This is a genomic window from Pseudomonas sp. SJZ074, assembly GCF_007828215.1.
Classification (GTDB): Bacteria; Pseudomonadota; Gammaproteobacteria; order Pseudomonadales; family Pseudomonadaceae; genus Aquipseudomonas.
This window is the reverse complement of record NZ_VIUE01000037.1, coordinates 17436-42231: the sequence shown is the minus strand read 5'-3', so window position 1 is coordinate 42231 and position 24796 is coordinate 17436. Positions and strand designations below refer to the sequence as shown.

Sequence of the window (24796 nt, the reverse complement as noted above, 5' to 3'; positions counted from 1 at the left end):
GTCAATCCAGGAGAAGACGATGGACAAGTGGAAGGACTTACAGTTAAGGAAGTTATCTTGCGAAAAAGACCTGCAGACAGCCTATCGCCTGGTCCTGAATTTCTTTAATAATCAAGGCTTTGAATTCTGCGCATTTGCGTCTTATCTCGGCAGTCCGGATAAACATGCCAGCAAGGTGAACCTGAATAACTACCCCTATGGCTGGGACAGGTTATATGAACAGAATGGTTATGCCTCCTGCGACCCGGTAGTAGCACACTGCAATCAATCGCCTCTTCCCATTCTTTGGGATGAGAGCCTTTTTGCCCAGGCTCCGAAGTTATGGCTCGAACTGAATCGACAAGGTCTGCGGTATGGTTGGACACAGGCCGTTCATGACGAACACGGGGGTTATTGCAGCCTGTTCAGCCTCGCTCGGACTCATAGCCCTATCGATATCGAGGAGCATTATGGGAACCTGGGTTACGCCATCTTCGCCAGTCAAAGGCTGCATGCGCTGGCGAGCAAGAAAATGGCAGACACCACTACGACCACGCAGAAATACCATTTGTCACCGAGGGAAATCGAAGTCCTGAGATGGTCAGCCGAAGGGAAGACCGCGTCGGAAGTCGGCAGGATACTGTGTCTATCCGAACGTACGGTGAACTTTCATGTCTGCAGTTGCATGCGAAAGCTGAACGTCAACAATAAGATTTCAGCCGTGGCCAAGGCAGCTCACATCCACGTGATCTGATACGGATCGGCCTCCTCGACTTGAAAACCCTTGGGTATTGCACAGCAAAAAAAAGTACCATCACGGCCCCACTTGAATGATGTCGTCCTCAGCACGATGCAGTTCATTCAAGCGGCCCCGCTGAAACACCTGCCTCAGGGCAGCGGGACATTCGTCGATTGCCAGAGTCCCCACCATGCCTTTGCTTGCCAGCCCCTTCGCTCAACTCGATCTGATCCGCCAACCCGAACAACCGAACGAACCGCTGCAAGCTTTCGATGCAGCCGATGAGTACCTGCTCGCCCATCTGGCCGAACAGCGACCGGCTGCAAATACTCGGGTCCTGGTGCTCAATGACGGTTTCGGTGCCCTCGCCGCCAGCCTGGCCGGCCAGGTTGAAGTAATCAGCAGCAGCGACTCGTTCCTGGCCTTGCAAGCATTGCAGAAAAATCTGGTCCGTAACGGACGCCCCTTCGATGCGGTGCCGACACTCCCGGCCAGTGAACCGTTGACCGGGCCCTTCGACCGCGTCCTGATCAAAGTGCCAAAGACCCTGGCCCTGCTGGAAGAACAACTGATTCGCCTGCAAGGCCAACTGGCCCCCGGCGCCCAAGTGGTGGCGGGCGCGATGATCAAGCACCTGCCACGGGCGGCCGGCGACCTGTTGGAGCGTTACATCGGTCCGGTGCAGGCCTCGCTGGCGGTCAAGAAGGCTCGCCTGTTGATCGCCACGCCGCAAGCCGCCTCGTCAGCCCCGCAGGTATCGCCCTACCCCACCCGCTACTGGCTGGACGAGCCGAAGATTGAATTGCTCAACCACGCCAATGTGTTCTGCCGCGAAGGACTGGACATCGGCACCCGGGCGTTTTTGCCGCATCTGCCCACAAACCTGGGGACAGCCCGGGTCGCTGACCTGGGCTGCGGCAACGGCGTGCTGGCCATTGCCAGCGCCCTGCGCAACCCCGAAGCCCATTACACGTTGGTGGACGAGTCCTTCATGGCCGTGCAATCGGCCGCGCAGAACTGGCGAGCGGCCCTGGGCGAGCGCGAGGTCACCGTACGGGCCGGCGACGGCCTGTCCGGGCAACAAGCACAGTCGCTGGACGTGGTGCTGTGCAATCCACCGTTCCATCAACAGCAGGTGGTGGGCGACTTCCTGGCCTGGCGGATGTTCCAGCAGGCTCGTGAAGCGCTGGTGGTCGGCGGTGCGCTGTACATCGTCGGCAACCGGCACCTGGGCTATCACAGCAAACTGGCGCGGCTATTCCGCAGCGTCGAGCAAGTGGCCGCCACGCCGAAGTTCGTGATTCTCAAGGCTCGGAAATAATTTGCCATTGTTGTTTGAAGGCAAGGAATTAAGCCTCAAGCGAAATATGCTAGAGTCCAGAGCATATTTAGAGGGTACAGCGTGAACAAGCCAGCTCAACGGAAAACTACGCGGCTTGCAGCGGGCAAAAAGACCTCGATTACCATCCGAGACAAGGACGGTCGGGTAACGGCTTTCCTGTCAAATGCTGATGCCGTGGTTGAGCGGCATGCCACGCAAAGCCTCGCTGGTCGAATATTGGGGCATGGGATACCTAAGGGGCGCTCAGTACGTGCGCTTCACTTGTCGGACGTTGAGCGCGAGCTGGCAGAACTCAAGAGGGTAGTTGCTGCATTGGCCGTCCGCTCTGTCGCGCATGAAGAAAAGGCTCTTGATTTTGATGTCGAGGGGATGACCCGGCTTGATGCCGACACTGCATATCAATTGCTCGACAACCCTCCAGAGCCCACTGAGGCTCTTCGCAATCTGCTTACCTTGCGGTGAGGGCTTTCAATGGATTTCATCACCGTCGATTTCGACAGGTCGATTGATCGCTCTGCGTTTGACTGCGAAGTACACCCCGCTTTAAACACATATATCGCCTAACATGCTGGGCAAGACGAGAAACGCAATATCTCACGCACATTCATGTACGTCGAAGACAGAGTATTGCGAGGCTACTATAGCTTGGCGAATACCTCTGTGGCCCTCAGTGAACTCAACGAAGAGCAAAGAAAGAAGGTGCCTCGGTATCCCATGCCGGCGGTGCTGCTGAGTCGCCTGGCTGTTGACAAGAGTATGAGGAGAAAAGGGCTTGGCCAGCGGCTGATGTCTGATTTCTTCCGACGCGTGTATGCGGTTTCCAAGCAATCAGGTGTGGCGTTTATCGTTGTCGACGCCAAAGACTTGGATGCCGCCGATTACTATCAGAACAAGCTTGGTTTCGTACCATCGACAAATAGCCCGCTGCGACTGCTGCTTTCCACCGCAACTCTGATTCAGGCATTCAAGCAGGGCTAACTTCAGTCCAGACACTCAATCGGCAACGCCATTGCGCACACGACTACCTTCTCAGTGAGTCGTCAGCCCCGCAGCATTCATGAACATCCGCATCAGGCTGGCGACGATGAACAGCGCCAGCACGCTCCCCATCCAGATTCCCGCCAGCCAACCGAGACGCTGCCAGAGCGGCTTGCGTTCGGCGGCTTCGATGTCCTTCAAGTCCGGCTTGGCCATTTCAATACCTCGCAGCTCGATCAATGGTAGCCGTCGTCATGGGTCACCTTGCCGCGGAACACGTAGTAGCTCCAGAAGGTGTACACCAGGATCAACGGAATGATGAACAGCGTACCCACCAACATGAACCCCTGGCTCTGGGGCGGCGAGGCGGCGTCCCAGATTGAGATGGATGGTGGCACGATGTTCGGCCACAGGCTGATGCCCAGGCCACTGTAGCCGAGGAATATCAGCACCAGCGTCAGGATGAACGGCGTGTAGTGCGCGTTGCGGGCGACCGCGCGGAATAACCCGTACATGGTCACCAGTACCAGGATCGGCACCGGCAGGAACCAGAACAGGTTCGGCAGGGTGAACCAGCGCGCGGCGATATCGGCGTGGGCCAGCGGTGTCCAGAGGCTGACGATGCCGATCACCGCCAGCACCACGAACGCCAGCGGCCTGGCGAGGTCGTGCATCTGCTCCTGCAGTTTGCCCTCGGTCTTCATGATCAGCCAGGTACACCCGAGCAAGGCATAGGCTGCGATCAACGCCAGGCCGCAGAACATGGTGAACGGCGTGAGCCAGTCCAGGGACCCGCCGGCGAACTGGCGATTGACCACCTGGAATCCATCGATGAACGCGCCCAGCGCCACGCCCTGGAAGAAAGTGGCCGTCAACGAACCACCAATGAACGCCTTGTCCCAGAGATGTCGCTTTTCAGCCTTGGCCTTGAAGCGGAACTCGAAGGCGACACCACGAAAAATCAGGCCGATGAGCATCAGGATCAGCGGCAGATACAGCGCCGACAGCACCACCGAGTAGGCCAGTGGAAACGCCCCGAACAGGCCGGCACCGCCGAGCACCAGCCAGGTTTCATTACCGTCCCAGACCGGTGCCACGGTATTCATCATCACGTCGCGGTCGCGCTCGCCCCTGATGAAGGGGAAGAGAATGCCGATTCCCAGGTCGAAACCGTCCATGATCACGTACATCATGATGCCGAAGATGATGACCACGGCCCAGATCAGCGGAAGATCAATACCCATGACTCAATTCCCCTTGTTCGAGCGGTCGTTGTGGTCCATCTCTTCGTCGCCCTCGTTGGCGGCCGACAGTGGCCGCGCCGGGGTACGTTTCTGGCCCGGGCCGCCATCGGTCGGCTCGGCCTCGTGGGCCACCGGCCCCTTGCGCACCAGGCGCATCATGTAGCTCAGGCCGGCACCGAACAGCGCGAAATAGACCACGACGAACAACACCAGGGTGATACTCATCTGAGTGAAGCTATGCCCCGACGACGCATCGGCCGTACGCATCAGGCCGTAGACCACCCACGGTTGGCGACCGATCTCGGTGGTGAACCAGCCGGCCAGGATCGCGACCAGACCGGACGGGCCCATCCATAGCACCAGGTGGAGAAACGGCCGCGATTGATAGAGCCGGTCGTTGCGGCGCAACCAGAGGCTGCACAGGCCGGTGAAAATCATCAGCAGGCCCAGGCCCACCATGACCCGGAACGACCAGAACACGATGGTCGAATTCGGTCGGTCCTCGGGCGGGAATTCCTTGAGGGCCGGCACCTGCTTGTCCAGGCTATGGGTCAGGATCAGGCTGCCCAGGTAAGGAATTTCCACGGCGAAGCGGGTCTTCTCCGCCTTCATGTCCGGCAGTCCGAACAGGATCAGCGGCGTGGGCTCGTTGCCGACGTTTTCCCAATGGCCTTCGATGGCCGCGATCTTCGCTGGTTGATGCTTGAGGGTATTGAGGCCATGGAAGTCGCCGATCACTGCCTGTACCGGCGCTACCAGCAATGCCATCCACATCGCCATCGACAGCATCCGGCGGATGGCCGGGGTATCGCGCCCGCGCAACAAATGCCAGGCGGCCGATGAGCCGACGAAGAACGCCGTGGCGACAAACGCCGCGATGGACATATGCAACAGGCGGTAAGGAAACGAAGGGTTGAAGACCACCGCCAGCCAGTCCACCGGTATGACCCGGCCATCGACGATTTCATAGCCCTGGGGCGTCTGCATCCAGCTGTTGGAAGACAGGATCCAGAATGTCGAGATCAATGTGCCTATCGCCACCATGACCGTGGAAAAGAAGTGCAGGCCTCGGCCGACCCGACTCCAACCGAACAACATCACGCCGAGAAAACCCGCTTCGAGGAAGAACGCCGTGAGTACTTCGTAGGTCAGCAGCGGTCCGGTGACGGCGCCGGCGAAGTCCGAGAAACGGCTCCAGTTGGTGCCGAACTGATAGGCCATCACCAATCCGGACACCACCCCCATGCCGAAGTTGACGGCAAATATCTTCGACCAGAAGTGGTACAGATCGCGGTAGGTATCGTCGCGGGTCTTGAGCCACAGGCCTTCGAGTACCGCCAGGTAACTCGCCAGGCCGATGGTGATAGCCGGAAACAGGATGTGGAACGAGATCGTGAATGCGAACTGGATCCGGGCGAGATCGAGCGCCTCCAAACCGAACATAAGTCTTCCTCTGTCAGGTAAAACCGGCTGCGGGCGGGGCCTGCATCGCTGCCCCCTCGGATATGGAGTGCGATGCCTTTCAAATCGTTCTTTTTAAAACCGTCACGACGCAGGTATCTGGCCGAATGGCCGCCAGGCCAACGCCTCGGACGGCATTGATCTGGGTCAAGCAATGTTCAAAGAGTAGTCGCATTCTGGCCGATGAACGGCGTGGTCTTTTGTCGCGTGACAGGTTGACTCAGTGGCTGGCAACGCTGTTGCAGCTTGGCTGTGCTCAAATCTGTGGAAGCATGGCTTGCCCGCGATGCAGACACCTAGGTCTCAGGGATACTTCGAACAGCATCGCGAGCAAGCTTTGCTCCCAAAAGAAATTCGGTGTTCTACCCATAGGTCGATGTCTGGCTAACTATTTTTTCGCTGGTCGCAACTTCCAGTTACAGCTCGGTGATAATCTCGCTGCCTTCATCAGTGGATCCGTCATCGATGCCCAGCCAAGCGCCCACGCTGCTCCGTCACCACCGCCCCTTCATCGCCTTCTGGCTGGCCCGGATCTTCACCGCCAGCGGCTTTCAGATGCTCACCGTCGCCATCGGCTGGAACCTCTATCAACTGACCGGCAATGTCCTGGACCTGGGCCTCGTCGGGCTGGTGGAGTTCGCGCCGCGGGTGCTGTTCATGTTGCACACCGGGCATGTAGCGGACCGCTATGACCGGCGCAAGGTCGCGGCCCTCTGCCAGTCTTTGCAGGCGATGATCGCCCTGGCGCTGGTGATCGGTAGCGCCACCGACAACGTCACGCGGGAGATGATCTTCATCCTCGCCTTCCTGCTGGGCGCCGCCCGCTCCTTCGAAATGCCGACCACCCAGGCACTGTTGCCGAGCATTGTGCCAGCCGCCCTGTTTCCCCGTGCCGTGGCCGCCGCGCAATCGGCCCAGCAATCGGCGACCATCGTCGCCCCGGCCCTCGGCGGCCTGCTGTATGCCTTCGGCAGCGTCTGGGTTTATGGGCCGACCGTGGTGCTCTACCTCATCGCCTGCTGCCTGATGCTCAACCTGCCCGCTCGTCAGACGCCGCTGAACAAAGGCAAGGCGACCCTGGATTCGTTGCTGGCCGGGATTCGTTTCATCCGCAGCCGTCCGGACATTCTCGGCGCCATTTCCCTGGATCTGTTCGCGGTCCTGCTGGGCGGCGCGACGGCGCTGCTGCCGGTGTTCGCCAAGGACATCCTGCTCACCGGCCCCTGGGGCCTGGGCCTGCTGCGCTCGGCCCCGGCGGTGGGTGCCCTGCTGATGTCGCTGTGGTTGGCACGGTTCGCCGTGGAACGCCAGGTGGGCCGGGTGATGTTCACCGCCGTGGGCGTGTTCGGCGTCGCCACCATTGCGTTCGGCCTCTCCACGTCGTTCTGGTTTTCCCTGGCGGTGCTGGTGGTGCTGGGCGCGGCGGACATGATCAGCATGGTGATCCGCGCGTCCTTCGTGCAGTTGGAAACACCGGATGAGATGCGCGGCCGGGTCAGCGCGGTGAACGGGTTGTTCATCGGCGCGTCGAACCAGCTGGGTGAATTCGAATCCGGCCTGACCGCCCACTGGTTCGGCACAGTGCCGGCGGTGGTCATGGGCGGTGTCGGTACGCTGTTGGTGACCGGGGCCTGGATCAAACTGTTCCCGACCCTGGCCAACCGCGACCGGATGCATGAGCCGGTGGACGACGCTAAAGCAGCTTATCCAGGGTGATGGGAAAGTCCCGGACCCGCTTGCCGGTGGCGTGATAAATCGCATTGGCCACCGCTGCCGCCACGCCGACGATACCGATTTCACCGACGCCCTTGGAACCCAGAGCGTTCACGATGTCGTCCGGCTCTTCGACGAAAACCACATCGATGTCACCGATATCGGCATTCACCGGCACGTGGTATTCGGCAAGGTTGTGATTCATGTGGCGCCCCAGGCCATGGTCGGTCAGGGTCTCTTCGTGCAACGCCATGCCGACGCCCCAGACCACACCGCCCAGGATCTGGCTGCGGGACGTTTTCGGGTTGATCACCCGTCCCGCCGCAATGGCACTGACCACCCGATTGACCTTCACCGTCCCCAAGTCCTCGTCCACCCACACTTCGACGAATACCGCGGAGTGCGTGGCCGTGGCATAGGCTTGGCGTTTCTTGTCCGGCTCGGCGGTCACCTGGGCCTGCAACGGTGTCTCGCCACTGTTTCGAGCCAACTCGGCCAACGACACGCAGGCATCGCCCAAGCGCAACTGACCGTCGGCAAATGTCACTTGCTCAAGGGTCGCACCGCTGAAGGCCGGACAAGTCTGTCGGGCCACGGCCAGCAGTTTTTCCTTCAGGGCTTCACACGCCTGTTGCACCGCCGTGCCCACCGACGAGACGGTGAACGAGCCACCTTGCAACGGTGCGGTAGGCAGCGATGAATCGCCGAGGATGAACCGGACATCGTCCAGGGCAACCCCTGACGCCTCGGCGGCGATCTGAGTCATGACGGTGTAGGTGCCGGTGCCGATGTCCGTGGTGGCACTGCTGACGGTCAGCTTGCCATCCGCCTCCAGCGAAGCCTGGGCACTGGCCTTCTGCTGCATGGCTTCCCAGACACCGCCCGCCATGCCCCAGCCCACCAGTTGCCGGCCCGTGCGCATGCTGCGCGGCTCCGGGTTGCGCTTGTCCCAGCCGAAGCGCCGGGCACCTTCGGCATAGCATTCGCGCAACGCCTTGCTGGAATACGGCTTGCCTTCGTTCTCGTTACGCTCGGCATAGTTGATCAACCGCAACTGGAGCGGATCGATCGCCAAGGCACAGGCCAGCTCGTCCATGGCACACTCCAGGCCGATCAACCCGAGAGCTGCGCCAGGCGCACGCATGTCCAGCGGCGTATAGACATCCAGCGGCACCAGTTTGTAGGTCAACTCCACGTTGTCGCAGTGATAGAGCATGCCGCTCCACTCCACCACGTGCTCGGTGAAATCTTCAAAGCGCGACGTCTGGCCGATGGCGGTGTGGGCCACGGCCAGCAACCGTCCATTGGCCGCGGCGCCCAGTTGCAGGCGCTGGAAGGTCCGCGGCCGATAACCGAAGGTGAACATTTGCTGGCGCGTCAGGCTGACCCGTATCGAGCGCTTGAGCGCCAGCGCGGCCATCACCGCCAGGGGCAGTTGGTATTGCGGCCTCAGCCCGGAGCCGAAGGCACCGCCGACAAACGCGGCGAATACGCGCACCTGTTCTTTCTCGAGCCCGAACACTTTTTGCACGTAGGCCTGGCAGTTTTGCGTGCCCTGGGTCTTGTCATGGATGTGCAGGCTGCCATCAGGTCGATACAGCACCGTACTGGCGTGAGGCTCCATCGGGTTGTGATGTTCCACAGGGGTGCTGTAGGAGACATCCAGGCTGATCGCAGAACTGGCGTACTCACCCTGAAAATTCCCACGGGGCTTGGGCAGTTCGGCCGGCGCCGGATGGGCTTCGTTTTGCAAAATGGTCAGATCGGTCTGATGATCTTGGGCTTCATATTCGATTTCAATGAGTGAACCGGCGTAATGGGCCAGTTCGAGATTGTCCGCAACCACCAAGGCCAGCGGCTGACCACTGTAGAGCACCTGGTCGTTGTACAACGGCCGGAACGGCGAACCGTCCGCCGCGTCGGCATCCTGGTAGGGTTCGTCATAGCTGGCGATCCTGGGCCGGTTGGTGTGATCGATCACCGCGACCACGCCGGGCAGCGCCAGGGCTCGGGAGGCATCGATGCGCACCACGCGGCCACGAGCGACAGTACCGGACACGACGCTGCCGTGCAGCAAGCCTTCCTCAGGGTATTCGCCCGCATAACGGGCCCGGCCCGTCACCTTGAGCAGGCCATCGACCCGGTCCAGCGGCTGCCCCATGGGTTTGTTCGGTGCATTCATCTGGCTTCTCCTCCCAGTGCGGCATCGCTCAAGGCGCGAACGATCGCCCGGCGCGCCAGCCTGACCTTGAAGCCGTTGTGTGCCAACGGCTCGGCGTTTTGCAGCAGGGCATCGGCGGCGGTCGTGAAGGTTTCGCGGCTGACGGTCTGGCCCACCAGCCAACTCTCCACGGCCCGGTCGCGCCAGGGTTTGTGGGCCACGCCCCCCAGGGCCAGGCGCGCCTGGCGGATGACCGGCCCATCCAGCTCCAGCGCCGCCGCCACGGAAACCAGCGCAAACGCGTAGGAAGCCCGGTCCCGAATCTTCAGGTAATGGCTGTGTTCGGCAAAACCGGCGGCAGGCAATTCGATGGCGGTGATCAGCTCATCATCGGCCAATTGATTGTCCCGCTCCGGTGCATCGCCGGGCAGGCGGTGGAAGTCGGCGAACTCGATGGTCCGCGCCCCGCCCCGGCCAAGGACATGGACCACCGCCTCGAGGGCGGCCAGTGCGACACACATGTCGGAAGGGTGAGTCGCAACGCAATGATCGCTCGCGCCGAAAATCGCATGGATCCGGTTCAGTCCATCCCGCGCCGGACAGCCACTGCCGGGCCTGCGCTTGTTGCAGGGCACGTTGGCGTCATAGAAGTAATAACAGCGGGTCCGTTGCAGCAGGTTGCCGCCGGTACTGGCCATGTTGCGCAGCTGCGGCGAGGCGCCCGCCAGGATCGCCTGGGACAACAGCGGATAACGACGCTCGATCCACGGATGCCAGGCCAGGTCGGCATTGCTCACCAAGGCACCTATCATCACGCCGCCGGAAGGGGTTTCACTGAGGTCCGCCAGGGGCAGGCCGGTAATGTCAATCAGGTGTCCGGGGCGGGTGAGGTTTTCTTTCATCAGGTCCAGCAGGTTGGTGCCCCCGGCGATGAAGCGCGAAGTGGGACTCGACAAATCAATGGCCGCCTGCACGGTGTCGGGCTTGCTGTAGTGGAAGGGGTTCATTGGTTATCCCCTTGTTGCTGGCACTGCGGGAGCGCCTCTTCGATGGCGTCACGGATATTGTTGTAGGCGCCGCATCGGCAAAGATTGCCACTCATCAGCTCGCTGATGTGGGCGCTCGTCTGCGCCCTCCCCTCGTTGACCAGCCCCACCGCCGAACAGATCTGCCCAGGCGTGCAGTATCCACACTGGAAGGCGTCGTGCTTGATGAAAGCCTGCTGCAAAGGGTGCAATCGATCGCCATCGGCCAAGCCTTCAATGGTGGTCAGCTCAACGCCGTCGCACATCACGGCCAGGGTCAGGCACGCGTTGATACGCTTGCCATCGCGCAGCACGGTACACGCACCGCATTGGCCATGGTCACAGCCTTTCTTGCTGCCCACCAGATCCAACTGCTCGCGCAACAGGTCCAGCAATGTGGTCCAGGGCAACACCTGCAACTCATGCACTTGCCCATTGAGTGTCAGACGGATCGGATGGCGGACAAAGGACGCCGGCGTCGCTTCGGACAGGGTCGCGCTCATGGAACACCTCACGGTTGGTCGTACACGCGGCGTTTTGAAAAACCGCCGTCATAAGGGGTACGACTTCGGGGTGAGGTGAGTGTTCAAGGTAATTGCGCAGGTCTGAAAGACAGTGCCCGATGTCAGTCAGGCCAGCAACTCCGCCGCCACCACGGCGCGCACACCTTTGCCACTGAGCTGTTCCACCAGCGTCAAGGCAAACGCCAGGGCGGCCGCCGAGCCCTGGGCGGTGATGCAGTTGCCATCCACCACCACGGGTTGATCGACGAAACTGCAACCGGACAGTTGCTGGCTGACGGCGGGCAGGCAGGTCATACGCCGCTGGCGCAGCACGCCAAACGCCTGCAGCGCCAACGCCGGCGCTTCGGCGATGGCGGCGAAGAAACGTCCGGCGGCGGCCTGGTCCTTGACCAACTGTTGCAGGGGCTGATGGGCCGCCAGGTGCTGGGCACCGACGATGCCGCCCGGCAGGACGATCAGGTCAAAGTCCTGCACCAGCATGTCCACCAACATGCCATCGGCCGTCAGGCGTGTACCGCGGGCACAGGTCAGCATCCGTCGCCCTTCGATACTCGCCACGACGACTTCGACCTGGGCCCGGCGCAGCACATCGATCAGGGTGACGGCCTGCAAATCGTCGACCCCTTCGGCGACGGCGATCAGGGCCCTGGGGATCTTGGTTCCAGGAATCATGGCGACTCTCCGTTGAGTGATTACTGGAAGCCTAGTCAGGTTTGCCGGATTGCGTGCCAAGCATCGTGTGGGCTATTTGATGTACAGCTGGGTCGACATGCGATTGCCCGGGGCGTTGATCGAGGTATTGCTGAAGCTGAAGGAGCCTTCCTGTTTGCCCTTCAGATCGAAGACATACAGATAGCCGACCACTTGGGTCCGGGTGGAACAATCGGTGAGATTGCCATTGCTGAACGCACACACCGGCGAACGGGTGCCGTCGACTTCGAAACCGTCCAGCGTGACATGGGGCTGGTGGCCGTAGCCAACCTCCAGCACATAGACCTTGATATTCGATCCACCGTGATCACAGCGGGTCTGGGCCTGCCCTTCGGCGATGTCTTCGAAGCCACAGGCCGGCGACTCGACCTTGAGCACCTTGACCTGGCTCAAGGGCGGAGCCGATGCGGCGTTGACGACCTGACCGGGCAACCACAGGCTCACTGCGCATGCCACTGCCAGCAGATTTCTTCTCATTGGACACCTATCGAACCTTCGGGAAACGCGCGCAGTATGGCCCTCTTTTTGCTTCGGTAAAACGTCGACGACGATCGCAGTCACATCGCCACGCTGCTGGTATGATGCGCGGCTTTTTCCGATCCGCAGAAAACTCACCGACGCCATCGGCCGTCTGTGCTTTGCTGTTGAGGTCGATACATTCACGGCGCCCGGCGCGCCACGGGGAGCAGACATGCTGGAAAGGCTGTTTCAACTCAAGGCACACAACACCAACGTGCGGACCGAGATCCTGGCGGGCGTCACGACATTCCTGGCCATGGCCTATATTCTGTTCGTCAACCCGAGCATCCTCGGCGAAACCGGCATGGACAAGGGCGCGGTGTTCGTCGCCACCTGCCTGGCGGCGGCCATCGGTTCCACGGTCATGGGCCTGATCGCCAACTACCCGATCGCCCTCGCTCCGGGCATGGGTCTGAACGCCTTCTTCACCTACACCGTGGTCCTGCACATGGGCCATACCTGGCAAGTGGCGCTGGGTGCGGTGTTCGTCTCCGCCGTGTTGTTCTTCCTGCTGTCGATCTTTCGCATCCGCGAATGGATCATCAACAGCATCCCCTTGCCCCTGCGCTCGGCCATTGCCGCCGGCATCGGCCTGTTCCTGGCGCTGATCGCCCTGGGCAATGCCGGCATCGTGGTGAAGAACCCGGCCACCATGGTCGGCCTTGGCGACTTGAAGCAACCGGCGCCGATTCTCGCCACGCTCGGCTTCATCCTGATCGTCGCCCTCGAAGCACTGAAAGTGCGCGGGGCCGTACTGATCGGCATTCTCGCGGTCACCATCGTCGCGATCCTGATGGGCTTCACCCCGTTCGGCGGCGTGATGTCGATGCCGCCATCCCTGGCCCCGACCTTCCTGCAACTGGACATCAAGGGCGCCCTGGACATCGGTCTGGTCAGCGTGATCTTCGCCTTCCTCTTCGTCGACCTGTTCGACAACTCCGGCACCCTGATCGGCGTCGCCAAGCGTGCCGGGCTGATGGGCAAGGACGGCCACATGCCGAAGATGGGCCGTGCGCTGATCGCCGACAGCACCGCCGCCATGGCCGGTTCGCTGCTGGGCACCTCCACCACCACCAGCTACATCGAATCGGCGGCCGGCGTCAGCGCCGGCGGCCGCACCGGCCTGACCGCCATCGTCGTGGCGATCCTGTTCCTGCTGGCGCTGTTCTTCTCGCCACTGGCCGCCAGCGTGCCAGCCTTTGCCACCGCCCCGGCCTTGTTGTTCGTGGCCGTGCTGATGACATCGGGCCTGGCGGAAATCGACTGGGACGACATCACCGTCGCCGCCCCGGTGGTGATCACTGCCCTGGCGATGCCATTCACCTATTCCATCGCCAACGGCATCGCCTTCGGTTTCATTGCCTGGACCGCCATCAAACTGGTGTCTGGCCGTGGCCGTGAGCTGAACCCGGCGCTGGTCATTCTGTCGATTCTGTTCGTGATCAAGTTGGGTTGGTTCAACGCATGACTTTTGATACCCAGGCCTACACCGCTCAGCTCCAAGACAAGGTCGCCCGCCTGCGCGACCTGCTGGCCCCGTTCAATGCACCGGAGCCGGCCGTGTTTGACTCGCCGCTGCAGAACTTCCGTTTGCGCGCCGAGTTCCGCCTCTGGCGCGAAGCCGGCGAACGGCATTACGCGATGTTCTCCCAGGAGGACAAGCGCACGCCGATCCTCATCGAAGAGTTCCCGATCGCCAGCCTGCGCATCAACCAGCTGATGCCGCAACTCAAGGCAGCCTGGCAGGCCAGCACGCCCCTGAGCCACAAGCTGTTCCAGGTGGAATTCCTGACCACCCTGGCGGGCGATGCGATGATCACCCTGTGTTATCACCGTCCCCTGGATGAGCACTGGCACGCAGCGGCCTCCAAGCTGGCGAGCGACCTGGGCGTCAGCATCATTGGTCGCTCCAAGGGCAAGCGGGAAGTGATCGGCCATGACTACGTGGTAGAAAAACTGGACGTGGGCGGTCGCACCTTCAGCTATCGCCAGCCCGAAGGCGCCTTCACTCAGCCCAACGGCACCGTGAACCAGAAAATGCTCAACTGGGCCTATGAAGCCCTGGGCGATCGCAACGACGACCTGCTGGAGTTGTACTGTGGCAACGGCAACTTCACTCTGCCCCTGGCGACCCGGGTGCGCAACGTGCTGGCCACTGAAATCAGCAAGACTTCGGTGAACGCGGCGCTGAGCAACCTCAGTGAAAACGCGGTGGATAACGTGACGCTGGTGCGCCTGTCGGCCGAAGAACTGACCGAAGCCTTGAACGAAGTCCGACCGTTCCGCCGCCTGCAGGGCATCGACCTGAAAAGCTACGCATTCGGCAGCGTCTTCGTCGACCCGCCCCGTGCCGGCATGGACCCGGACACGTGCGAGCTGACCCGACGTTTCGACAACATCCTGTACATCTCCTGCAACCCGGAAACCCTCGCCGCGAACATCGCACAACTGCACGACACCCACCGCATTACGCGCTGCGCGTTATTTGACCAGTTTCCATGGACCCACCACATGGAATCCGGGGTGTTGCTGACCCGGCGGTAAGCCCTTCCTTTTGAGGTGGAGGATTCCCTGTGGCGAGGGGATTTAGCGAAACGTCGCACCGCCCCGCTGGGCTGCGAAGCAGCCCCAAGCTCTTCAATCCTGCAAAAGCTTGCGAGCGCTGCGCTCGAGCGGGGATAAATCCCCTCGCCACAATGCTCCCCCTTTAACCTCGGCAAGCCCATTGTTCGATCATCGAACACTTATTGCCCGACGTCATCGGCTTTGCTTTGACCAAATTAACCATCTAGTACAATTTATCTCCACCGGTTGAAACCCGACCGAAGCCAACAATAAAAAAGTGGAGAAACTGCAATGCCTCCAATCCTTCTGGTGCTCAACGGCCCGAACCTTAACCTGCTCGGCACCCGTGAGCCTGCAACCTACGGCCATGAGACCCTGGCGGATATCTCGGCGCTGTGCGGCCGTGCCGCTGAAGAATTCGGCCTGGCGGTGGAATTTCGCCAGACCAACCAGGAAAGCGAGCTGCTGGACTGGATTCACGGCGCCCGTGGCCGGTGCGCCGGTATCGTCATCAACCCAGCGGCCTGGACCCACACGTCGGTGGCGATCCGCGATGCGCTGGTCGCCAGCGAAGTACCGGTGATCGAAGTCCACCTGTCCAACGTCCACGCCCGGGAAACGTTCCGTCACCACTCCTTCGTTTCATCCGTCGCCATCGGTGTGATGTGCGGCTTTGGCAGCCATGGCTATCGCCTGGCCCTGGAACATTTCAGTCAGCGGTTGAAAGGTTGAAACGCATGTTGAATAGCACCGTACTGGCCGGCCTGATCGGCGCGGGCATCCAGGCATCTCGCACCCCCGCGCTCCACGAGCATGAAGGCGATGCCCAAGGCATACGCTATCTCTATCGACTGATCGACCTCGACGCGTTGAAACTCGACAGCAGTGCCCTGCCCGATCTGCTGACCGCTGCCGAACGCATGAGCTTCACCGGACTGAACATCACCTTCCCCTGCAAGCAGGCGATCATCCCGCTGCTCGATGAGCTCTCGGCCGAGGCGCGCGGCATTGGCGCGGTGAACACCGTGGTGCTCAAGGACGGCAAGCGCATCGGCCACAACACCGACTGCCTCGGCTTTGCCGAGGGTTTTCGCCGCGGCCTCGGTGATGTCTTGCGTCGATCCGTGGTGCAGATGGGCGCCGGAGGTGCCGGCGCGGCCGTTGCCCATGCGCTGCTGGCGGAAGGTGTCCAGACCCTGAGTATCTTTGATGTCGAATTCAGCCGCGCCGAAGCCCTGGCCAACAACCTGAACCAGCACTTCGGCGCTGGCCGCGCCCGTGCCGGACACGATTTGCCCACGGCCATGGCCGAGGCGAACGGCCTGGTCAACACCACCCCGATGGGCATGGCGAAGCTGCCTGGCATGCCGGTGCCGGTCGAGTTGTTGCGAGGCGAATTGTGGGTCGCCGAGATCGTCTATTTTCCGCTGGAAACCGAACTGCTGCGCAGCGCCCGGGCCCTGGGGTGCCGCACGCTGGATGGCGGCACTATGGCGGTGTTCCAGGCCGTGAAAGCGTTCGAACTGTTCAGCGGCATCGCCCCGGATGCGCAGCGGATGCTGGAGCATTTCCACAGCATGAATCACTGAAGGCCGGGTGACAGGCTCTGTGGGAGCGGGCTTGCTCGCGAAAACGCTTTGAAGGTCACCTCTATAGTGACTGTTCAACCCCATTCGCGAGCAAGCCCGCTCCCACAAGCGCTTGCATTCAGGCTTGCAAATACCGCAACACGGACTCGCAAATCATCTGGCGATGACGTTGCTTGATCGCTTCATCCGCCAGATCGATCTGGAAAATCTCACCGAAGGTGTGACGGTTGGACACGCGGTGAAAACAGAACGAACTGATCAGCAGATGCACATCCCGGGGTTCGAGGCCGGTACGGAATACGCCCTCTTCGGCGCCCCGGCGCAGGATCAGATCCAGGGCGTTGAGGATGCTGCTGTTCATCGCCTTGATCACGCCTGATTGCTTGACGTATTCGGCGTTGTGGATGTTCTCGATAGAGACGATGCGCACGAAATCCACATTGCGGTCGTGGTGGTCGAAGGTAAACTCCACCAGGCGCCGGATCGCGTCGACCGGTGTCAGCTCCGTCAGGTGCAAGCGGCTCTCGGTGCTGCGGATATCACCGTAGAGTTTTTCCAGCACCTCGATGTACAACTGTTCCTTGCTGTTGAAGTAGTAGTAGATCATCCGCTTGGACGTGTGGATACGCTCAGCGATGGCATCGACCCGGGCACCGGCCAGGCCCTGCTGGACAAACTCGACGATGGCTTCCTGAAGAATGTTTTCCCGGGTCTTTTCCGGGTTGTTCTTGCGCCCCTTGCGCGGCGCGGCGAGAGGCTCGTCGAGGGCATCGGACAGTTCTGGATTCATAGTCATTGCGGGCTCACGGCCATCACTGCACAAGCTGGCGATTATGGGCTGCACCGTGCAGTGAAGGAAGGCACAGGATTGCCGTTTTGCTGCCGCGTTTACGATTTCCCTACAACTTGGCGTGCCGCAGGCCACCGCTGCGGGACTTGGCCATGGCCGCCAGCCGCACCGCGACGTTGGCCGCGCCATAGCCTGCATAACCGTTCTTGCGCTGGATGATTTCAAAGAAGAATCGCCCCTCGAACGGTTCGGTATAGACATGGAACAGTTCACCGCCCTGAGCGTCGCGGTCGTACAACACATTGAAATACGCCAGCTCGCTGAGAAACTCATCGTCGAAATCGAAACGTGCCGCCAGGTCGTCGTAATAGTTGAGCGGAATATCCAGCAACGGCACGCCGGCCTCCTTGGCGCGGCTGACCTGGGCGAAGATGTCGTCACAGTCGAAGGCGATGTGATGCACGCCGGAACCGCGATAGCTCGACAGCGCATGCGAGATCGCGGTATTGCGGTTTTCGGAAATGTTCAGGGGCAAGCGGATCGAACTGCAGCGACTGCGCAGAGCCCTGCTCTTCACCAGGCCATAAGGGTCAGGCAACACCACTTCGTCATCGGCTTCGAAATCCAGCAGGCTCTTGTAGAACAGCACCCAACTGTCGAGGCTGTCGGCCGGCAGCGCCATCGCCATGTGGTCGATGCGCTTGAGCCCGGCCCCGATGACCGCGCCCGGTTGCAGGTTGAAATCCGTTCCATAGACGTCCGCCTCCTGGTCCACCAGGTAAATCAGGCTGCCGTCCGGTGCACGCACCGCCGCCAGTTCCAACTCATTGGGCCCCACCAGGCCGCGATAGGGCTGCCCCTTGTAATCCACGGCCCGCTTCAGGGCGCTGGCGCTGTCTTTTAGCCGCACGGCGGTGGCGCACAGCGACGGCCCGTGGGCTTCAAAGAAACTGTGGGCAAAGGAGTACGGCTCGCAGTTGAGGATCAGGTTGATATCGCCCTGGCGCAGCAGGCTCACATTCTTGGAGCGATGCTGGCCGGCCTTGACGAACCCCAACCGCTCCAGCCAATGAGACAGCTTGGCGCCAAGGTTATCGTCCACGGCGAATTCAAGAAACTCGATGCCGTCGTATTCACTGGCCGGTGGCGGGGCAAACAGTGTATCGAGGCTGTCCAGCGGCGCGGCCTCCGCGGCCAGACGCTGGCGGGTCTTCTCCTCCAGGTACAGCAACGAACGCAAGCCATCGGCGGCATTGGCCCGTGGCGGCGCGGCGCGGAAACCGTCGTTGAAGATCTCCAGCGACAGTGGCCCGGCATAGCCGCTCTTGATAATCGGTGCCAGGAACCCCGGTAGGTCGAATTCGCCCTGCCCCGGGAAGCAACGGAAATGCCGGCTCCACTCCAGCACATCCATCGCCAGGATCGGCGCGTCGGCCATCTGCACGAAAAAAATCTTCTCGCCAGGGATCTCGGCGATGGCACTCGGGTCGCCCTTGAGGGACAAGGTGTGGAAACTGTCGAGCAGGACGCCCAGGCTGGGGTGGTCGGCCCGGCGCACAATGTTCCAGACCTGTTGATAAGTGTTCACGTGCCGCCCCCAGGCCAGCGCCTCGTAACCGATGCGCAACCCCCGCGCACTGGCTCGCTCGGCCAGCAGTCGCAAGTCATCCACCAGCATCCGCTCGTCCCCCAGGCTGTCGGCCGAGGCGTTGCTGCACACCAGCACCAGGTCGGTGCCGAGTTCTTGCATCAGGTCGAATTTGCGCTCGGCGCGCTCCAGGTTGCGGGCCAGACGATCGCGGCGACAACCTTCGAAGTCACGAAACGGCTGGAACAGCGTGATCGCGATGCCCAGGTCGGCGCACATCTGCCGGATTTCCCGAGGGCTGCCGTCGTAATAGAGCAGGTCGTTCTCGAAGATCTCCACTCCGTCGAAACCGGCGGCGGCAATGGCTTCGAGCTTTTCCGGCAGAGTACCGCTCAAGGATACGGTGGCAATGGAACGCTGCATGGGTTCGGCTCCCGGGACAGGCATCGGCTACAGAAGGTTCGCCGCTTTTGAAAGAGTGGACAGATTATTGAGGCGCCAATGCCTTTCAGCAATTTAATATGTACCACCCAGTTAGTTTTATGGGCGATTATCGAACAAAATGCCCTGTGGCGAATTGACGACTTTTCGTCCACTGCCCACCATCAGCTCCACATCGATGCAGGCCCGGAACGCCGACATCAATGGATGAAACTCAGACCACCCCATAAGAATTTCAAAAACGGGTACACCCTATGAATCCTTCCCAAAGTTCTCCCCTGAGCCCAGGCATGGGCGTCACGACCGGCGGCATCGGCGACAAGATCCGCGGCGCCCTGGCCGTGGGCAAGACCCGTTGGGGCATGCTCGCGCTGGTGTTTTTCGCCACTACGCTGAACTACATCGACCGCGCCGCCCTGGGCGTGATGCAGCCCATCCTTGCCAAGGAAATGAGCTGGACGGCGATGGATTACGCCAACATCAACTTCTGGTTCCAGGTCGGCTATGCGGTCGGCTTCATATTGCAGGGCCGGTTGATCGACCGGATCGGCGTCAAGCGCGTGTTCTTCTTCGCCGTGCTGCTCTGGAGCCTGGCGACCGGCGCCCATGGCCTGGCGACTTCCGCGGCGGGTTTCATGGTCTGCCGTTTCATCCTGGGCCTCACCGAAGCCGCCAATTACCCGGCCTGTGTGAAAACCACCCGGCTGTGGTTCCCGGCGGGCGAACGGGCCGTGGCCACCGGCATCTTCAACGCCGGGACCAACGTCGGCGCCATGTTCACGCCTATGCTGCTGCCATTGATCCTGCAGGTGTGGGGCTGGCAGGCGGCTTTCCTGTGCATGGCGGCATTGGGTGGGATCTGGCTGCTGTTCTGGGGCCTGAAATACTTCAATCCGGAAGACCACCCCAGCGTCAAACAGTCGGAACTGGACTACATCCAACGTGAGAGTGAACCGGAACTGGCCCGCGTGCCCTTCTCCCGCATCCTGCGCATGCGCGGCACCTGGGCGTTCGCCCTGGCCTACTCGATCACGGCGCCGGTGTTCTGGTTCTATCTCTATTGGCTGCCACCGTTCCTGAACCAGCAATACAACCTGGGCATCAACGTGACCCAGATGGGCATCCCGCTGATCATCATCTACCTCACCGCCGACTTCGGCAGCGTGGGTGGCGGCATCCTCTCTTCGTTCCTGATCGGCCGCGGGTTGAATCCGATCAAGGCACGATTGGTCTCCATGCTGCTGTTCGCCTGCTGCATCGTCGGCGTGATCATGGCCGCCGGCGCCAGCAACCTGTGGATGGCGGTGTTCGCCATTTCCCTGGCCATCGGCGCGCACCAGGCCTGGACCGCCAACATCTGGAGCCTGGTGATGGACTACACGCCCAAACACATGATGAGCACCGTGTTCGGCTTCGGCGGCATGTGCGCGGCCATCGGCGGGATGTTCATGACCCAACTGGTGGGCCATATCCTGACGGTGACCCATAACAACTACACCGTGTTGTTCACCCTGATTCCGGCGATGTACTTCACGGCCCTGATCTGGCTGTACTTCATGGCACCGCGCAAGATTCCGACGCTGGATTGATACCGGTCAGTTAGAACAGACACCAGCTTTTGTGGCGAGGGGATTTATCCCCTCGCCACAGGTGGTCCGTGTCATTTGCGCCGCTGCTGCCACGCCGCAGCCAATCCGCTGAGACAGATCAGCACGATACCCAGCACCGTGGTCAACGTCGGCGTGTGGCTGAACAGCAGCCAACCCAACAGACCGGCAAACACGATCTGGCAATAGCTGAAGGGCGCCAGCAGCGCCGGGGCGGCAACGCGGAAGGCCTGGGTCAGCATCAGATGCGCCGTCATCCCACAAGCCCCCAACGCCAGCATCATCGCCCCATGCAACAGGCTCGGCACCTGCCAGAAGAACGGTACCAGTGCACTCATCACCAATGTGTTGCACAAACCGGCGAAGAAATTACTGGTGGTCGGGCTGTCGACTTCGCTGAGCTTGCGCGTGAGCAACTGATAGAAACAGAAGAACAATGCCGAGCAGAACGGCAACAGCACGGCCGGAGTGAACAGGTCCCCGCCCGGATGGACGATGATCAGCACCCCGATGAAGCCGAAGATCACCGCCACCCATTGACCGCGTGTCACCCGCTCGCCCAGCAGCGGCACCGACAACGCCGTGACCAATACCGGGGCCAGGAAGTTGACCGCCGTCGCTTCGGCCAACGGGATGTACAGCAGCGACGTGGTGAAGAAGAGACTGGTGCCCAGCAGGCACAACGCCCGCGCCGACTGCCACAACGGGCGCTTCGTACGCAGCACCCGCAACCCAGAGCGCGGCAGGAAGATGCCCGCCATCAGCAGGGTATGCACCACATAACGGGCCCACACCACCATGATGATCGGATAGAAACCCGAGAGGTATTTCGACAGGGCGTCATGGCTGGAAAACAGGAACGTCGCGAAGACAATCAGCAGGATGCCCTTGAAGGCCTGATTGACACCGGAAAGCGGGGTGCTGACGGTCATGGGGTGATCCTGGGTGACATAATTTAGGGGCCAATCTCTGCTTGTATCAGCTGAATAACTCCGACGCCTGGCTCGCTTGCGACAATTCCTCGGCAAACGCCAGCAAGGTTGGGGCCAATTCATGCAACCGTACCCGCGTCATCCGTGCGCTGGGCCCGGCAACGCTGAGTACGCCGACGACCCGGTCGTCCTGCGGATGACGCACCACGGCGGCAACGGCCGAAGTGCCAATCGCCGAACTCTCTTCGACACAGGCATACCCCTGTTCGCGGGCCGCACGAAGGTATTCCAACAGTTCATGGGTGCTATGGGGCGCGTTTGGCCCCACATCCACCGGTACCTGGGCAGCCTGGCGCTCGACCAACGCCAACGCCTCGGCATCGCTCATGCACGCCAGCCAGGCATGACCCGACGCCGTATAGAACAGCGGCGTCTCGCGGCCCATGTCCGGGTCGTAGCGCAAACCGGACCGCGCCCCTTGAGACTTGGCGATCCAGGTCTGGCGATCCCCTTCGATGACCCCCAGGCGCACCAGTTCACCGGTTTCCCGGGCCAGACGGTCCAGCACCGGCTGCACGATGTCGGCGCCGCTGCGCGAGAGATAGCGAAACCCCAGGGCGACCAGCCGGGTGGACATGTGATAACGCAGGTTCTCGGGGTTCTGGCGCACGTAGCCCAGGCGCATCAGCTCGGCGAGCAAGCGGTGGGTGGCACTCTTGGGGATCTGCAGTTGTTCGGCCAGCCCTTGAAGTGGCCAGCCGCGAGGTTCGCCGGCGAGACTTTCCAGCACATCGAAAACCCGCTCAATCTGACTTCCAGCCATGGGACCCCGATGCAATGTTATCAATTCCAGAATTTTTAAAGTCTAATGCAAATTCTGGAACCAAGTACACTTTCATCGGCTGATGCTGTCTCTTGGGGGAGCTTATGTCACAAATCTGTTAGTAAACTGGCGTCATTCCCACTCAACGGCAACACTGTCCACACGGTCAATCAGAGGACTCCCACATGCTATGGAAAAAAGGTCGCCGCAGTGACAACGTGGTGGACGCCCGTGGCGATGGTGACGGCGGCGGGATGCGCTTTGGTGGGGGCAAGGGGCTGAGCCTGACGGCCATTCTGTTGATCGTTGGCATCGGCTGGATCACCGGCCAGGATCCGATGCAGATCCTCGGGCAACTGGCCGGGCAGATGGATCAGTCCGCACCGACCTCCTCTCAAACCCGCCAGGCGCCACCGGCCAACGATGAACAGGCCGAGTTCGTGCGTTCGATCCTCGGTGATACCGAAGACACCTGGGGCCAGGTCTTCCAGCAGGCCGGACGCCAATACCAGCAGCCCAAACTGGTGCTGTTCAGCGGTCGGGTCAACTCGGCGTGCGGCCTCGCCTCATCGGCAACCGGGCCGTTCTATTGCCCGGCGGATCGGCAGGTCTACCTGGACATGAGCTTCTTCAAGGAGATGTCCCAGCGCTTCTCCGCCGCCGGAGACTTCGCCCAAGCCTATGTCATCGCCCATGAAGTCGGCCACCATGTGCAGACGTTGCTCGGTGTGTCGGCGAAAATCCAGGAAGCTCGCCAACAAGGCCGGCAGATGGAAGGCGACGGCGGCTTGCTGGTGCGTCAGGAATTGCAGGCCGATTGCCTGGCCGGCGTCTGGGCCAATCATGCGCAGAAGCGCCTGAACTGGCTGGAGCCCGGAGACGTCGAAGAAGCTTTGAACGCCGCCAACGCCATCGGTGACGACCGCTTGCAGCAACAAGGCCAGGGCCGCGTGGTGCCGGACTCCTTTACCCACGGCACGTCGGCGCAACGGGTGCGCTGGTTCAAGGCCGGGTTCGCCCAGGGCCTGGTCAGCCAATGCGACACTTTTGCGGCGAAAAACCTGTAGATGAAATGGGCCGCATCGATCGCACTGGTGCTGTGCAGCCTCTTCGCCCAGGCTGACGAACACGCTGTGAACACGGTGGCGCAGGGGCGGCTGCAGCTCAAGGGCGGCAGCATGGTGGTCGGGGTGAGCCCGCCCCCAACGTCTATCCAACGTGTGCTGATCATCCTGCATGGGCGGCTGCGCAACGCCGACACCTACCTGCACAGCGCCGAGAAAGCCGCCGGCCAGGCCGGACAACTGGCCACCACGTTGATCATCGCCCCGCAGTTCCTCAATGAGCAGGACGTCGCCCGTCATCAACTCCCCAATGAGTTGTTGCGCTGGCAAGGCAACGACTGGATGGCCGGCGGTTTATCCACAGGGCCGAGTCCGGTCAGTTCCTACCAGGTTCTCGACGACATCGTTGCACGGGTCAGCGACCGGCAGCAGTTTCCCGACGTGAAGGAAATCGTCGTTGCCGGTCATTCCGGCGGCGCCCAGGTGGTTCAGCGCTACGCCCTGCTCGCCCATGGGCAGTACCGGATCGCCCCGCGTTTCGTCATCGCCAACCCGTCCTCCTATGCCTACTTCGATGCACAGCGGCCCATGGCGTTCGACCCAGGCGGTTGCCCCGGTTTCAATCGCTGGAAATACGGCCTGCACAACCTGCCCGCCTATGCCGCCGGGCAGACAGCCGCCCAACTGGAGGAGAACTACATCAAGCGTGACATCACCTACCTGCTCGGACAACAGGACGTCGATCCGGAGCACCCGGCGCTGGATAAAAGCTGCGAGGCGCAGACCCAGGGGCCGTATCGGTTGTTGCGCGGGCATTTCTACTTCGACTACCTGACCCGGCGCCACGCCGAGGGGCTGAACCAGCGGCTGATCGAAGTGCCGGGGGTGGGGCATGATGGGGATGGGATGTTCAATTCAGCCGAGGGGCTGAAGGCGTTGTTCGGGCAGTAAGTCTTCTGCCAACTGACAGGCCCCCTTCGCGGGCAAGCCCGCTCCCACAG

At 61.4% G+C, this 24796-nt stretch carries 24 protein-coding genes; 12 read left to right on the top strand and 12 right to left on the bottom strand.

From position 1 onward, the window contains the following. Positions 1-19: 19 nt before the first annotated feature. The 4 genes from FBX99_RS26065 (at position 20) to FBX99_RS26050 (ending at position 3038) form a co-directional block, all read left to right on the top strand. Positions 20-733 carry an autoinducer binding domain-containing protein gene (locus FBX99_RS26065; RefSeq protein WP_145133356.1) on the top strand — a complete coding sequence of 238 codons (714 nt, stop codon included), beginning with the start codon at positions 20-22 and terminating at the stop codon, positions 731-733. Between the two features lie 175 nt (positions 734-908). Further along, positions 909-2039: a class I SAM-dependent methyltransferase gene (locus tag FBX99_RS26060; RefSeq protein ID WP_145133354.1), complete on the top strand. Its 1131-nt coding sequence runs from the start codon at positions 909-911 to the stop codon at positions 2037-2039. A gap of 81 nt (positions 2040-2120) precedes the next feature. Further along, positions 2121-2522 (top strand): hypothetical protein, encoded by a 402-nt coding sequence (locus FBX99_RS26055; protein ID WP_144930670.1) that lies wholly within the window; start codon positions 2121-2123, stop codon positions 2520-2522. Between the two features lie 144 nt (positions 2523-2666). Continuing rightward, complete coding sequence (locus tag FBX99_RS26050; protein ID WP_256664128.1) at positions 2667-3038, top strand: GNAT family N-acetyltransferase; 372 nt, start codon at positions 2667-2669, stop codon at positions 3036-3038. 51 nt (positions 3039-3089) lie between these two features. Here the strand turns inward: FBX99_RS26050 and FBX99_RS26045 are convergent, their stop codons facing one another. From FBX99_RS26045 to FBX99_RS26035, 3 genes are read right to left on the bottom strand one after another with little or no spacing between them, the layout of a single operon-like run. Further along, the gene (locus FBX99_RS26045) at positions 3090-3254 is read right to left on the bottom strand and encodes a DUF2474 domain-containing protein (RefSeq protein WP_081993294.1); all 165 of its coding nucleotides are present in this window, start codon (positions 3252-3254) and stop codon (positions 3090-3092) included. A gap of 20 nt (positions 3255-3274) precedes the next feature. Next, complete coding sequence (gene cydB / locus FBX99_RS26040) at positions 3275-4282, bottom strand: cytochrome d ubiquinol oxidase subunit II (protein WP_144930666.1); 1008 nt, start codon at positions 4280-4282, stop codon at positions 3275-3277. Positions 4283-4285: 3 nt separating this feature from the next. After that, positions 4286-5725, bottom strand: coding sequence for a cytochrome ubiquinol oxidase subunit I (locus tag FBX99_RS26035; RefSeq protein ID WP_144930664.1), 1440 nt, complete (start codon positions 5723-5725; stop codon positions 4286-4288). A gap of 483 nt (positions 5726-6208) precedes the next feature. On the opposite strand from FBX99_RS26035, the gene FBX99_RS26030 reads away from it, so the two are divergent. Further along, positions 6209-7459: an MFS transporter gene (locus FBX99_RS26030; protein ID WP_144930662.1), complete on the top strand. Its 1251-nt coding sequence runs from the start codon at positions 6209-6211 to the stop codon at positions 7457-7459. Here FBX99_RS26030 and FBX99_RS26025 read toward each other — a convergent pair. From FBX99_RS26025 to FBX99_RS26005, 5 genes are all read right to left on the bottom strand, one after another. Beyond that, complete coding sequence (locus FBX99_RS26025; protein ID WP_144930660.1) at positions 7437-9638, bottom strand: xanthine dehydrogenase family protein molybdopterin-binding subunit; 2202 nt, start codon at positions 9636-9638, stop codon at positions 7437-7439. The two genes, FBX99_RS26030 and FBX99_RS26025, sit on opposite strands and share 23 nt — an antisense overlap. Then, a complete protein-coding gene (locus tag FBX99_RS26020) occupies positions 9635-10624 on the bottom strand; it encodes a xanthine dehydrogenase family protein subunit M (RefSeq protein WP_144930658.1) in 990 nt (329 codons plus the stop codon). Before FBX99_RS26020 ends, FBX99_RS26025 begins: the two co-directional genes overlap by 4 nt. Beyond that, positions 10621-11145, bottom strand: a complete 525-nt coding sequence (locus tag FBX99_RS26015; protein WP_144930656.1) for a (2Fe-2S)-binding protein — start codon at positions 11143-11145, stop codon at positions 10621-10623. Before FBX99_RS26015 ends, FBX99_RS26020 begins: the two co-directional genes overlap by 4 nt. Positions 11146-11271: 126 nt before the next feature. After that, a complete protein-coding gene (locus FBX99_RS26010; protein ID WP_145133352.1) occupies positions 11272-11838 on the bottom strand; it encodes a DJ-1 family glyoxalase III in 567 nt (188 codons plus the stop codon). Between the two features lie 72 nt (positions 11839-11910). Then, positions 11911-12354, bottom strand: coding sequence for a DUF4879 domain-containing protein (locus FBX99_RS26005; protein ID WP_144930652.1), 444 nt, complete (start codon positions 12352-12354; stop codon positions 11911-11913). A 214-nt stretch (positions 12355-12568) separates the two neighbouring features. On the opposite strand from FBX99_RS26005, the gene FBX99_RS26000 reads away from it, so the two are divergent. From FBX99_RS26000 to FBX99_RS25985, 4 genes are all read left to right on the top strand, one after another. Further along, complete coding sequence (locus FBX99_RS26000; protein WP_144930650.1) at positions 12569-13864, top strand: NCS2 family permease; 1296 nt, start codon at positions 12569-12571, stop codon at positions 13862-13864. Then, positions 13861-14940, top strand: coding sequence for a tRNA (uridine(54)-C5)-methyltransferase TrmA (trmA, locus tag FBX99_RS25995; RefSeq protein WP_144930648.1), 1080 nt, complete (start codon positions 13861-13863; stop codon positions 14938-14940). Before FBX99_RS26000 ends, trmA begins: the two co-directional genes overlap by 4 nt. Positions 14941-15252: 312 nt before the next feature. Further along, positions 15253-15693, top strand: coding sequence for a type II 3-dehydroquinate dehydratase (gene aroQ / locus FBX99_RS25990; RefSeq protein ID WP_145133349.1), 441 nt, complete (start codon positions 15253-15255; stop codon positions 15691-15693). 5 nt (positions 15694-15698) lie between these two features. Further along, entirely contained in the window at positions 15699-16550 is an 852-nt protein-coding gene (locus tag FBX99_RS25985; protein ID WP_145133347.1) for a shikimate dehydrogenase, read from the top strand. Positions 16551-16668: 118 nt separating this feature from the next. Here the strand turns inward: FBX99_RS25985 and FBX99_RS25980 are convergent, their stop codons facing one another. Continuing rightward, complete coding sequence (locus FBX99_RS25980) at positions 16669-17346, bottom strand: TetR/AcrR family transcriptional regulator (RefSeq protein WP_145133345.1); 678 nt, start codon at positions 17344-17346, stop codon at positions 16669-16671. Positions 17347-17449: 103 nt separating this feature from the next. Beyond that, entirely contained in the window at positions 17450-19351 is a 1902-nt protein-coding gene (gene quiC, locus FBX99_RS25975; protein WP_144930642.1) for a 3-dehydroshikimate dehydratase QuiC, read from the bottom strand. Between the two features lie 272 nt (positions 19352-19623). Between quiC and FBX99_RS25970 the strand changes: the two genes are divergently transcribed. Continuing rightward, a complete protein-coding gene (locus FBX99_RS25970) occupies positions 19624-20958 on the top strand; it encodes an MFS transporter (RefSeq protein ID WP_144930640.1) in 1335 nt (444 codons plus the stop codon). A gap of 71 nt (positions 20959-21029) precedes the next feature. Here the strand turns inward: FBX99_RS25970 and FBX99_RS25965 are convergent, their stop codons facing one another. Together FBX99_RS25965 and FBX99_RS25960 are read right to left on the bottom strand one after the other, a co-directional pair. After that, the gene (locus FBX99_RS25965; protein WP_144930638.1) at positions 21030-21908 is read right to left on the bottom strand and encodes a DMT family transporter; all 879 of its coding nucleotides are present in this window, start codon (positions 21906-21908) and stop codon (positions 21030-21032) included. 46 nt (positions 21909-21954) lie between these two features. Beyond that, positions 21955-22731, bottom strand: coding sequence for an IclR family transcriptional regulator (locus FBX99_RS25960; protein WP_144930636.1), 777 nt, complete (start codon positions 22729-22731; stop codon positions 21955-21957). Positions 22732-22916: 185 nt separating this feature from the next. Here FBX99_RS25960 and FBX99_RS25955 point away from each other — a divergent pair, with 185 nt between their 5' ends. Together FBX99_RS25955 and FBX99_RS25950 are read left to right on the top strand one after the other, a co-directional pair. After that, positions 22917-23798 carry a neutral zinc metallopeptidase gene (locus tag FBX99_RS25955; RefSeq protein ID WP_144930635.1) on the top strand — a complete coding sequence of 294 codons (882 nt, stop codon included), beginning with the start codon at positions 22917-22919 and terminating at the stop codon, positions 23796-23798. Then, positions 23799-24746: an alpha/beta hydrolase gene (locus tag FBX99_RS25950; RefSeq protein ID WP_144930633.1), complete on the top strand. Its 948-nt coding sequence runs from the start codon at positions 23799-23801 to the stop codon at positions 24744-24746. It abuts the gene before it with no gap. Positions 24747-24796 lie beyond the last annotated feature (50 nt).